This window comes from Phascolarctobacterium succinatutens YIT 12067 (genome assembly GCF_000188175.1).
Classification (GTDB): Bacteria; Bacillota; Negativicutes; order Acidaminococcales; family Acidaminococcaceae; genus Phascolarctobacterium_A; species Phascolarctobacterium_A succinatutens.
The window spans coordinates 32,503-44,358 of record NZ_GL830852.1 but is presented as its reverse complement, the minus strand read 5'-3'; the positions used below and the strand labels follow the sequence as shown (position 1 = coordinate 44,358).

General features: G+C 49.0%; 8 protein-coding genes and 1 pseudogene. 8 read left to right on the top strand and 1 reads right to left on the bottom strand.

Annotation, left to right across the window (positions count from 1 at the left end; translation table 11 throughout):
* The 4 genes and pseudogenes from HMPREF9443_RS01515 to HMPREF9443_RS01500 form a co-directional block, all read left to right on the top strand.
* Window positions 1-886 (top strand): SH3 domain-containing protein (locus tag HMPREF9443_RS01515; protein WP_222859536.1); only part of this gene is annotated, 886 nt, incomplete at its 5' end.
* Window positions 887-935: 49 nt separating this feature from the next.
* The gene (locus tag HMPREF9443_RS01510) at window positions 936-1,721 is read left to right on the top strand and encodes a hypothetical protein (protein ID WP_009144725.1); all 786 of its coding nucleotides are present in this window, start codon (window positions 936-938) and stop codon (window positions 1,719-1,721) included.
* A gap of 182 nt (window positions 1,722-1,903) precedes the next feature.
* Window positions 1,904-2,335: pseudogene (locus tag HMPREF9443_RS01505) on the top strand (FKBP-type peptidyl-prolyl cis-trans isomerase); the annotation flags it as partial.
* A gap of 110 nt (window positions 2,336-2,445) precedes the next feature.
* The gene (locus HMPREF9443_RS01500) at window positions 2,446-3,882 is read left to right on the top strand and encodes a glucose-6-phosphate isomerase (protein WP_009144723.1); all 1,437 of its coding nucleotides are present in this window, start codon (window positions 2,446-2,448) and stop codon (window positions 3,880-3,882) included.
* A 68-nt stretch (window positions 3,883-3,950) separates the two neighbouring features.
* Here HMPREF9443_RS01500 and HMPREF9443_RS01495 read toward each other — a convergent pair whose 3' ends face one another.
* Window positions 3,951-5,090: an acyltransferase gene (locus HMPREF9443_RS01495; protein WP_009144722.1), complete on the bottom strand. Its 1,140-nt coding sequence runs from the start codon at window positions 5,088-5,090 to the stop codon at window positions 3,951-3,953.
* A 252-nt stretch (window positions 5,091-5,342) separates the two neighbouring features.
* Between HMPREF9443_RS01495 and HMPREF9443_RS01490 the strand changes: the two genes are divergently transcribed.
* Genes HMPREF9443_RS01490 through carB form a run of 4 tightly spaced genes read left to right on the top strand, consistent with a single transcriptional unit; the run spans window position 5,343 to window position 11,854 of the window.
* On the top strand, window positions 5,343-6,299 hold the full coding sequence (locus HMPREF9443_RS01490; protein WP_040564652.1) for an aspartate carbamoyltransferase catalytic subunit: 957 nt from the start codon (window positions 5,343-5,345) through the stop codon (window positions 6,297-6,299).
* Entirely contained in the window at window positions 6,283-7,578 is a 1,296-nt protein-coding gene (locus HMPREF9443_RS01485; protein WP_040564651.1) for a dihydroorotase, read from the top strand. Before HMPREF9443_RS01490 ends, HMPREF9443_RS01485 begins: the two co-directional genes overlap by 17 nt.
* Window positions 7,563-8,642 carry a carbamoyl phosphate synthase small subunit gene (locus tag HMPREF9443_RS01480; RefSeq protein ID WP_009144719.1) on the top strand — a complete coding sequence of 360 codons (1,080 nt, stop codon included), beginning with the start codon at window positions 7,563-7,565 and terminating at the stop codon, window positions 8,640-8,642. The genes HMPREF9443_RS01485 and HMPREF9443_RS01480 overlap by 16 nt, the downstream gene beginning before the upstream one ends.
* A 2-nt stretch (window positions 8,643-8,644) precedes the next feature.
* On the top strand, window positions 8,645-11,854 hold the full coding sequence (gene carB / locus HMPREF9443_RS01475; RefSeq protein ID WP_009144718.1) for a carbamoyl-phosphate synthase large subunit: 3,210 nt from the start codon (window positions 8,645-8,647) through the stop codon (window positions 11,852-11,854).
* The last annotated feature ends 2 nt before the right edge of the window (window positions 11,855-11,856 follow it).

Sequence of the window (11,856 nt, the reverse complement as noted above, 5' to 3'; positions counted from 1 at the left end):
ATTGAATTTGCGCAACTTATTATACGTTATCCAGCCGGGAGCACAGACGGCAGAAAAAGGAGTGATTAATATGCAAAAGAAATTATTCTTAGGTGCAGCGCTTGGATTGGCAATGTTTGCCAACACTGCCTTTGCCGAGGTTAATACAGATTATTTGGCCAACGAGCTCAGGTCTTATCCCGGCTGGCCGCTGGAGGTATATTGCAACGCAACCGATGTTAATGTCAGAACACAGCCTAATACTGACTGTGATGTTATCACCATGCTGCAAAGGGGAGATAAATTTTATGTAAGCATGGTTGTAGATGTAGTAAACAGTGAATACAAATGGCTTCTTGGAACTACTGAAAGGGGCCATGTTGGTTTTATGGCAAGCAAATATCTTGATACAACCCCGAGAGCTGCCAGCGCAGCAGGACGCTTTAATGCTGCCCTCGAAGCAGATTGGATTATGGATCCCGAGATTTTTGCTTCAGGTGCCTATTACCCGGGGCCTGTGGAACAGAATACGGATGATATTATCTCCTATGCTGATAAAAAGATGCAGGTCGGACCGCGTCTGTTCTATATAGATTCAGCGAGAAACAAAGTAAATGATGTGAAGATTAATAAACTTCATGGCAGCATGGCAGGCTATGCTGTCGGTCAGCAGCTTGACACAGACAGGCAGATTGCTCTGGACGGGTACCTGAAAATGAATGGCTGGGAGAACGATTCTATGGGTGTGGGTATATCGGATACGCATCATATGATCGGTTGGGTAAAATATGCATACAACGCAAGGGGGCAAAAATGCCTGCATAAGAGCTTTTATGTAAAACTGGATTCTCGTGATGTGATTGCAGAAATTATGTACTGTGAGAGTGATGTTCATTTAGCGAACTGACGGATGAAGCAAATTTTGCTAAAAACATCTTTTGACAGGAGGTGGCGTAATGAAGCGTAAGCTGTTTAAGAGCATGTGCCTGGCAATGCTTCTGGCGGCATTTGCCGGTTGCGGCACAGAAAAAAATTCCGTATTACCGCAGATGGATTTGCCTAAGGCTGAGGCCGCTGCCAAAGCAGCGCCGGCCTATGAGCAGGAATATGCAAAGGTTGTAGACAGCGTTTATGAATTTATCGCTGACGGTACGAGTGATAACCTGCCGGAGCAGGGAAGAACAGGCATCTGTGAGGTGCGGGATTTCGCCAAGCGGGAGGCGGCCCTGCAGCAGCTTGGCTACACGCTGCAGGATATCAGCGGCGACGGTGTTCCGGAGCTGCTTATCGGTTGGATTAGCCAAAAACGCGGCGCGGGGCATTACGGTAAGGAGATTTATGCGATTTACACCTTTGCGGACGACAGCGTGAAATACGTTGCGGAGGGCTGGAGCCGTAGCAGTCTGCAGCTTATGGCAAATGACAATCTGGTGACACGAGGCGGCACCGGCATTTCGCATCAGGTGCTTGCTGTTGAGCATTTGCAGCCTGACGGCAACCTAGGATGCTATGAGCTTTATTTTACCTGGCCAAAGGATGACGGCCTTGGCGTTTACCGCAACATGAGCTGCAGGAGTGAGGCAGATGCTTCGCAGGAAACAGATATGACTGTGGAAGAGTTCAATGAAATGAGGTCTGAATACGCTAATAACAGTGTTGAGATTGAATTTTTACCGTTGAAGGACTTCAAAAAGCAGGGCTTTAAGGGTCTGATGAGGCAGTATCTTTCTGCAGGAAGGTGAATAAAAGGGCTGATGTGATGAGCCTGAAATATGATGGCAGTCGGAATTTAACTGGCTGCCGTTTTTTTTGAGGTGAAATAAGGCGAAATTTATAGTATAATATATATAACTGTGACTGATATACGCTTATACCGGCTTTATATCAAATATTTTTATGAGGTGATTTAATAATGAGTAATGAATTAACCGGACGTAATGTAGGAAAAACCTGTCGCGTACACTATAAAGGTACCTTTAATGACGGCAAGCAATTTGATTCTTCCTATGATCGTGGCGAGCCGTTGGAATTTGTTTGCGGCGCAGGCCAGATGATTAAAGGCTTTGATGCAGCTGTTGCAGACCTGGAGGTTGGCGCTGAGGTTGACATCCATCTGCTGCCGGCAGAAGCATACGGTGAGGCTGATCCGAAGGCTATCTTCACCATGCCGATTGCCCAGCTGCCTGGTTCTGAAAACCTGACCGTTGGCCAGAGAGTTTACCTGCAGAACCAATTCGGTCAGCCTGTTCCTGTACTGGTAACCGAAAAGGATGATACCAACATTACCTTTGACGCTAACCATGAAATGGCTGGCAAGGAACTGAACTTCCATATTGAGCTGGTAGAGGTAAAATAAAGTATTGCTACCATATGGCAAACTGCAATTTGCTTTGGCAATAGATTTTGCAGTGCTGATATGGTACAATAGCATACGTGCATTTTTGCAACTGATATTTAGGAGTGTTTATGGTGGATTATAGAATTGTGGTGCCTAGCGGAATCGTTTTTGATTTCAATAATATGATGGGAGCAGGCAGACTGCAGCCGCAGGAAGTGGAGCAGGCACTGCAGCAGCAGGGAGCCGTAGCCGAGAAGGCTGTGTGTGAGCTGCGCCGCAGCGGCTTTGCCAAGAAGCATTTATCTAAGGACGGCACGCCTGAGCATGTTTATTTTCCACGCATGCCGTATATTGCTGACGGCAACCCCAATACGGAGCAGTCGATTATCAAGCTGATGCGCTACAGCAAGCATCTGCGCAGTAAGGATGTCGTAATCTTTTTGGGCGTTGGCGGCTCCTACTTGGGCAACAAGGTGCTGTTTGATGCCTTTGGCGGTTATCACTGGAATACCAGCGCAACCTTGCGTCAGGGGCAGCCCTGCATTTATTTTTCCGGCAATAATCTTGATCCGGTGGACTGCAATTCACTGCTGTTCAAGATGCGCCGTATGGCTGGAGTAAGTGCGCAGGAAGGCAAGAAGCTAAAGATTATGCTGGTGCCGATTTCTAAATCCGGTACTACGCTGGAAACAATTTCTGCCTTTACGTATTTCTATGCTAATCTGTCTCAAAACGCAGACATCGACCTTGATTGTACGGTGGTTACCGATTTGCAGGCACCGATTGGATCTGCGCCGCTGCTGCAGCTGGCGGAAAAATTCGGCTGGGAGCGTTTTGATATCAAGGAAGGCATCGGCGGACGCTTCAGCATCATGACGGACCCGGGCCTAGTGACGATGGCTGCCTTGGGCGGAGATATCGAAGAATTTTTGCGTGGTGCGCGTGATATGGACATCTATTGCCGGCAGGCAGAGCTTGCGGAGAATCCTGCGCTGCTCAACGCTTTACTGAAATTTATGGCCTATGAGCGCGGACGTGATATAGAAGTGTTCATGCCGTACAGCATGCGCCTGAAATCCTTGAGCGAATGGTACGTGCAGCTGCTGGCGGAATCGTTGGGCAAGCGCTGCAACCGTGAGGGTGAGGTTGTTTACTACGGTAGAACGCCGATTGTTGCTGTTGGCACGACGGATATGCATGCGCAGACGCAGCAGCATCAGGACGGCCGTCTGAACAAGGTGGTACAGTTCCTGGAGGTTGCCAACCCTGAGGAGGAGGCAATTTTGCACAATCCCTTTGCGGATGTACCGTTCTTTGATAAGTACGAGGGCATGGATATGGCGAAGGCTCTTAAAGCGGCGCTGAATGCCAATGAAGCGGCGCTGACGGGTGATAACCGTTACAATGCGCGCTTTACGCTGCCGAAGCTTAATGAATATTATCTTGGTCAGCTGATGTATTTTTTGATGCTGACGATTGCCTACGAGGGCGAGCTGGCGGATGTGGATGCATTTGACCAGCCTGGCGTTGAGGTTTATAAGAAATTAATGAAGGCTCAGCTGTAAAATTTAAGATGGCAAAAAGACGTTGTGTGCTGAAAAAGCACGCAACGTCTTTTTGCTATGTATTAAATTCAGCGTTTACCTGTAAACAGCAGCTTTGCCATACTGCATTTTTCAAATGCTTTCGTCAGCAGGATGCTGAGGGCCAGAGAGCCAAGCACCAGCAGCACGTAGGACAGTGCTACCTTTTTGACGGTCATGATGATGCCGAAATGGTTGTAGGCGCTGCTGAGCCAGTCCAGGAGCAGCGGATGCACAAAGTAGATGAGCATGGAGTAGGAGGAAAGGATGCTGATGGCTTTATAGAAAGGCTTCGCGAGGGAACCTTCGCTTTGCGCCTTGCGCTCCAGCCAATCAAGTGCCAGGCAGAAGAAGAGCAGCGAGCCTACGGTGTAGCAGAGTCCCTGCGGGCTGAGCTGGTGATAGGTGTTGGCCAGATCAATCAGCGTGTAGCCTTTGACCGTAACTGCTTCGTAACAGCTTTGCACGTCCCAGGCCATGCTTGCAGCAAAAATCATGCATACCATGGCGCTGTATCTGCGCAGGAGGGCGATGAATTTTTCCCAATAGCCGGCTGCCAAGCCGCCACTCATAAAAATAAGTAAATAATGCAAGGGAAGATAGTTGAGGCGATAATCAAAGAAATTTTTAGCTATGACGCTCCAACCCGCTGTATTCAGGCCAGGATGCGTTGTCCACCAGTTAAATGCAAGCTGGAATATGAATAAAAGCACTAGCATAAATGGTATGCTTTTGTGTATAATTATACGCAGAAGTTGGCGCCAGAGCGGATAGCTTGCATAAAACCACAGCAGGATGACCATAAAATACAAATGGTAGCAGCCCAGGCCGAAGAATAACACATAGGCCACATGCAGCGGATTCCAGCTGACGAAGCCCGGTGGCAGAATCAGCCAGAAGTAAAGCATGTAAAAAAGCGACCAGCTGAGATAGGGCAGGCCTGCTCCCCGCAGACGCTTCTTCATAAAGTCGATATAGTTCAGCCGGCTGCCGCTTAATAGGCCTTTATCCGTACAGGCCAGGCCGTAGCCGGAGATAAAGAAAAAGGAGGGGACACTGTAACGGCTTAAAATCTCCAGTAATAAGTAAAGAGTAAAGTTGTTGGGGGCAAGTGCCAGGCTGCCGATATGAATACCGATGACGCCAAGCATGCAGATGCCACGCAGATTATCTATAATGGTGTTTCGCATAAGTACCTCGCTAATTTTTAATCTTCTTTATTATACTATAAGTAAAAAAATCCTGCCAAGATTTTACCTCGAAGTATTTGACGTATTCTTCATTAAGGTGTAAAATATATACAATCAATTTGCACCTTTAAATTGGTCCTGTGAGACTGCAAGGTATAAGTTATTATGAAACCTAAGGCCTTTTTGCACCATCATGGGACGAGAAGGCCTTTTATTATGCAATTTTATTATAAAAAACAGGAGGTAAAGCTAATGGCTAAATCAAATGTATCTCTGGGTGGCAGAGATATACTGGATCTGGAAAGCCTCAGCGTTGAGGAAATCGAGCTGGTTTTGAAAACCGCTGAGGAAATGAAGAAGATTATGAAGAGGGATATCAAAAAGGTGCCCTCACTGCGCGGTAAATCTATCATAAATCTGTTCTATGAGCCCAGTACACGTACCCGTACATCCTTCGAGCTGGCAGGCAAATATCTGGGTGCCGATGTAGTAAACATCACTACATCCTCCTCCAGTGTTGTCAAAGGTGAATGCCTGCGCGACACCATCCTGACTGTACAATCCATGGCTTGTGATGCGATTGTTATGCGTCACCCCATTGAAGGCGCTGCAGCATATGCTGCTAAGGTTGCAGACCCTGTAATCATTAACGCCGGCGATGGCGCACACGCACATCCTTCTCAAGGCTTCCTGGATATGTTTACTATCCGTGAGCAGGGCAAAAATCTGAAGGGCTTGAAAATGGCAATCATCGGTGATATTCTCTACAGCCGTGTTGCCCGCACCAATATTGCTGCCTGGACCAAAATGGGAGCTGAGGTACACGTTGCAGGTCCTATGACTCTGCTGCCGCATGATATTGCTTCTCTGGGCGTTACCGTACACAAACGCGTTGAAGAAGCAATCGAAGGCGCTGACGTAATCGATATCCTGCGTATTCAGCTGGAACGTCAGCAAAAGGGCCTGTTCCCGTCTCCGCGTGAATATGCACGTATCTTCGGTATTAACGAAAACCGCCTGAAGCTGGCTAAGCCTGACGTAACCGTGCTGCATCCCGGCCCGATGAACCGTGGTCTGGAAATCTCCTGGGAGGTTGGTTACTGCGATAACGCCGCAATCCGTACTGAGGTACAAAACGGCGTAGCTGTACGTATGGCACTCTTATTCTTGACTTTGACAGGAGGTAAACACATTGAAAACGTTGATTAAAAACGGCAGGGTAGTAGACCCCAGCCAACAATTAGATGCTGTAATGGATATCCTCGTTGAGGATGGCAAAATTAAAGCTTTGGGCAAGGATATTGCCGAAGCTGCTGACGAGGTTTTTGATGCAACCGGCCTCGTAGTAACTCCCGGTCTGATTGACGTACACACTCATATGCGTGAGCCCGGCCTGGAAGCTAAGGAAGATATTATCAGCGGTACCAAGGCTGCTGCTGCCGGCGGTGTAACCACCGTTGCCTGCATGCCTAATACCAAGCCTGTTATCGATACCGCCATCGTAGTAAGCGGTATTAAAGAACGTGCTCGCGAAGAAAGCTACGCTAACGTTGAAGTTATCGGCGCAATCAGCAAGGGCGAAAAGGGCGAAGAGCTGGCAGAGATGGGCGATATGGCAGAAAAAGGCGCTATGGGCTTCTCTGATGACGGCCACTATGTAAAGAGCTCCCGCCTGATGGTGCTGGCTGCTAAATATGTAACTGCTTTTGACAAACCTTTGCTGTGCCATGCAATTGATCCTGAGCTGGATTCCGAAGGCTACATGCATGAAGGCGTTGTTTCCGCACGTATCGGCGTACCAGGCGTACCGGCAATCAGTGAGGATATCGCTGTTGCACGTGACTGCATCATCGCTGAATACACCGGCGCACATGTACATATCTGCCACGTTGCTTCCAAGGGTGCTATCGATATCATCCGCCAGGCTAAAAAACGCGGCGTAAATGTTACCAGTGAAGTAACCGTACATCATCTGACTCTGACTGATGAGGCTTGCGCAGATTATAATTCTGCAACCCGCGTTAACCCGCCGCTGCGCAGTGCAGACCACGTACAGGCTATGCGTGAGGCTGTTTTAGACGGCACTGTTGACGCTATCGTTACCGACCACTCCCCGCACGCACCGGAAGAAAAGGATGTTGAATTCCGTTATGCTCCGAACGGCTTCTGCGGTCTGGAAACCTCTCTGGCAGTAATTCTGACTGACTTATATCACACCCATGTATTCGACCTGAATACTATTATCAGCAAAATGAGCTGCGAGCCTGCTAAGCTGTTCAAGCTGGCCGGCGGTACTCTGAAAGAAGGCAGCGTTGCTGATATCACTATTATGGACCTGAATAAAAAATGGACTGTTGACAGCTCCAAATTCTATACCCGCGGCAAATTCACCCCGTACGAAGGCAAGGCTTGCACCGGCAAGGCTGTTGCTACTATGCTGCATGGTAATTTTGTAATGAGGAATGGTGTAGTATGCACGAAAAAGTAAGAAAAGGAAAATTAGTTTTAAAAGACGGCAGCGTTTTTGAAGGCACTCTGTATGGCGGCAAGCGCAATGCTGTAGGTGAGGTTGTATTCACCACCGGCATGAGCGGTTACCAGGAGACCTTGACTGATCCGTCCTTCTGCGGTCAGATTGTAGTAATGACCTATCCTCTGGTAGGCAACTATGGCTGCAATCCGTTGTTTAACCAAGGCAAGAAATGCTTCTTCCAGGGCTTCGTAATCGGCGAGCTGTGCGATTGCCCCAGCAACTGGCGCAATGAGCAGAGCCTGGAGGATTTCCTGACTGAACAGGATATCCCGACCTTAGCAGGTGTAGATACACGTGCTATCACCCGTAAAATCCGTAATCACGGCGTACTGCAGGGCGTAATCGTTCCGGCAGAAATGCCTGATGAGGAAGTACAGAAACTGTTGGACTTACCGGCAGTACGCAACCAGGTTGAGGAGGTTACCACTCCCGAGGTTTACACCATGGGCGAGGGCAAGCTGCATGTAGCTGTGATGGACTTCGGTATTAAACGCAATATCCTGAAATCCATTGAAGCCTTTGGCTGCCGCCTGACAGTATTCCCTGCTTCCGCTACCGCAGAAGAAGTACTGGCTTGCGACCCGGACGGTATCTTCCTGTCCAATGGCCCCGGCGACCCGAAGGATTTGCCTGAGGTTATTGAAAACATTAAGAAATTAATCGGCAAGAAACCGATTTTCGGTATCTGCCTCGGTCATCAGCTCATGGCTTTGGCTAACGGCGCTGATACCTATAAAATGAAATTCGGCCATCGCGGTATCAACCAACCGGTAAAATACCTGGCAACCGGCCGCATCTACATCAGCGCCCAAAACCACGGCTATGCTGTAGATGAAAAATCTCTGGAAGGCAAGGGCATCAACATCAGCCATATTTCCATGAACGACGGTACTATCGAAGGCCTGGAATACACCAAGCATCCTACCTTTACCGTTCAATATCATCCGGAAGCCTGCCCTGGCCCCGGCGATCATGATTATTTGTTTAAACATTTTGTTGATATGATGGAGGGTCGTTAATTATGCCGAAACTTAAAGATATTAAAAAGGTTCTCGTTATCGGCTCCGGCCCTATTATCATCGGTCAGGCAGCAGAGTTTGACTATGCAGGCACTCAGGCTTGCCGCGCTCTGAAGGAAGAAGGCCTGGAGGTTGTACTGATTAACAGTAACCCTGCAACCATTATGACTGATGTGCATGTGGCTGACCGTGTATATGTTGAACCTATCAGCGATGAATTCATTGAAAAAATTATCAAACGTGAGCGTCCTGATTCCCTGCTGGCAACTCTTGGTGGTCAGGTTGGTCTGAACATGGCTATGAAATTGGAAGAGCAAGGCATTTTGGACAAGTACAATGTTCGCCTGCTGGGCACTCAGATCAGCGCAATCAAACGTGGCGAAGACCGCGAAATGTTCAAGGAAACTATGGAGAAAATCCATCAGCCGATTCCTGAAAGCACCATTGTAGAAACCATTGAGGCTGCTTGCGACTTCGGCAAGGAAATCGGCTATCCGCTGATTGTCCGTCCTGCTTATACCCTCGGCGGTACCGGTGGCGGTATTGCTGAAAACGAGGAAGAGCTGATTGATATCGTGCAAAAGGGCCTGGGCTACAGCCCCATCGGCCAATGCCTGATTGAACGCAGCATCGCCGGCTGGAAAGAAATCGAATACGAAGTAATCCGCGACGCTGCTGATAACTGCATCACCGTCTGCTCCATGGAAAACCTGGACCCCGTTGGTGTACACACCGGCGACTCCATAGTTGTGGCTCCGGCACAGACTCTGAGCGATAAAGAGGTACAGTTGCTGCGTCAGGCTTCCATCGATATCGTGCGTGAGCTGGGTGTAGTTGGCGGCTGTAACGTACAGCTGGCTCTCGACCCGTACTCCGAAAACTATTATGTAATTGAAGTTAACCCGCGTGTAAGCCGTTCTTCCGCACTGGCTTCCAAAGCTACCGGTTATCCGATTGCTAAGGTTACCAGCAAAATCGCTGTCGGCTACAACCTGGACGAAATCGAAAACGCTGTTACCAAAAAGACTAAGGCTTGCTTCGAGCCTACCATTGACTATATCGTACTGAAATTCCCGCGTTGGCCGTTCGATAAATTTGTAACCGCTGACCGCACCCTGGGAACTCAGATGAAAGCTACCGGTGAGGTTATGGCAATTGAGCGCAGCTTTGAAGCTTCCATGCTGAAAGCAGTTCGCTGCCTGGAAATCGGCATCAACCATCTGGAAATGCCTGAGCTGAAGGCTCTGAGTGATGAAGAAATTCATGACCGCATCAAACGCATTGACGACGAGCGCTGCTTCGTTGTTGCTGAGGCTATCCGCCGCGGTATTACTCTGGAAGAGATTCACGATATCACCAAGATTGACCTGTGGTTCCTCTCCAAAATCCAAAACATCATTAAAATGGAAAAAGCTCTGGAAACTCACGAGCTGACTCCGAGCCTGCTGCGTAAGGCTAAGAAAATGGGCTTTGCCGATGCTGTTATCGGAAAACGCGTAGGCAAGACTGAGTTCGAAATCCGCGATATGCGTAAGGCTAACGGCATTCTGCCGACCTACAAAATGGTTGATACCTGCGCTGCGGAATTTGAAGCTGCAACTCCGTACTACTATTCCTGCTACGAAACCGAGGATGAGGTTGAAGTAAGCGACAGAAAGAGAGTAGTTGTACTTGGCTCCGGTCCTATCCGTATCGGTCAGGGCGTAGAATTCGACTACTGCTCCGTACACTGCGTATGGGCGTTGAAGGAAATGGGCTATGAAACCATTATCATCAACAACAACCCGGAAACCGTTTCCACTGACTTCGATATTTCCGATAAACTGTACTTTGAGCCGCTGACTGTAGAGGATGTTCTCAATGTTATCGACAAAGAAAAACCGGAAGGCGTTATCGTTCAATTCGGTGGTCAGACCGCTATCAACCTGGCAGGCCCGCTCTCCCGCGCAGGCGTGAAGATTCTGGGTTCCTCCGTTGACAGCATCGACCGTGCCGAGGACCGTGAACGCTTCGATGAGCTGCTGACAAGCTGCGATATCCCGCGTCCGCAAGGCCACACCGTATTCGATACCGAGGGTGCGCTGGTTGCTGCTCACAAGGTTGGCTATCCGACTATGGTTCGTCCTTCCTACGTATTAGGCGGCCGTGCTATGGAAATCGTTTATAACGATGACGAGCTGCGCAACTACATGACCTATGCCGTTAAGGCTTCTCGCGAGCATCCGGTACTGGTTGACCATTACCTGCAGGGTACTGAGGTAGAGGTTGACGCTATCTGCGACGGCAAGGAAGTATTAATCCCCGGCATCATGGAACACGTTGAACGTGCAGGCGTACACAGCGGTGACTCCATTGCCGTATATCCGCCGCGCAGCCTGAGCGAAAGTGTTATCCGTACCATTATCGAATACACCAACAAGATGGCTCTGGGCCTGGAAGTTAAGGGCATGATCAACATTCAGTACATCGTTCGTGACGAGCATGTATATGTAATCGAGGTTAACCCGCGTTCCTCCAGAACCGTACCGTTCCTGAGCAAAATTACCGGCATCTCTATGGTAGACGTTGCTACCAGATGCGCAATGGGCATGAGCCTTAAAGAGCAGGGCCTGCAAGCAGGTTTACGCTTCTTCCCGGACTACTATGCTGTTAAAGCTCCTGTATTCAGCTTCAATAAGATGAGCAATGTAGATATCACCCTTGGACCTGAAATGAAATCCACCGGTGAGGTTATGGCCTGCGACTACCAGTATAGCCGTGCGCTGTATAAGGCCTGCATCGCTTCCGGTATCAATGTACCGCACGAGGGTGCAATTCTGATTACCGTTGCTGATATGGATAAGCCTGAGGCAGTTGCTATTGCTCGCGGCTTTGAAGAGTTGGGCTACACTGTTATTGCAACCGACGGTACTGCGGAATATCTGCAGCAATACGGTGTAACTGTTGAGGTTGCTACCAAAGTAAGCGAAGGTCATCCGAACCTGATTGATGATATCAAGAGCGGACGCATCGGTATGGTTATCAACACCACCAACCATGGCCGTGACGCTGAACGTGACGGCTTCAAGATCCGCCGTTCTACCGTAGAGCATGCAATTGCCTGCCTGACCTCTATGGATACTGCACGCGAGCTGCTGAACGTTATGAGCGCAATGCGTCGTCGTAGCGTTGTACGAGTTACCGCTCTGCAGGACCTGACCTGGGAGGATTGATT

Bases quoted from the DNA above. Each gene is read 5' to 3' on its own strand.
- HMPREF9443_RS01500 (WP_009144723.1), top strand. From the start codon at position 2,446: ATGGTGGATTATAGAATTGTGGTGCCTAGCGGAATCGTTTTTGATTTC.
- HMPREF9443_RS01480 (WP_009144719.1), top strand. From the start codon at position 7,563: ATGCACGAAAAAGTAAGAAAAGGAAAATTAGTTTTAAAAGACGGCAGC.
- carB (WP_009144718.1), top strand. From the start codon at position 8,645: ATGCCGAAACTTAAAGATATTAAAAAGGTTCTCGTTATCGGCTCCGGC.
- HMPREF9443_RS01490 (WP_040564652.1), top strand. From the start codon at position 5,343: ATGGCTAAATCAAATGTATCTCTGGGTGGCAGAGATATACTGGATCTG.
- HMPREF9443_RS01510 (WP_009144725.1), top strand. From the start codon at position 936: ATGAAGCGTAAGCTGTTTAAGAGCATGTGCCTGGCAATGCTTCTGGCG.
- HMPREF9443_RS01495 (WP_009144722.1), bottom strand. From the start codon at position 5,090: ATGCGAAACACCATTATAGATAATCTGCGTGGCATCTGCATGCTTGGC.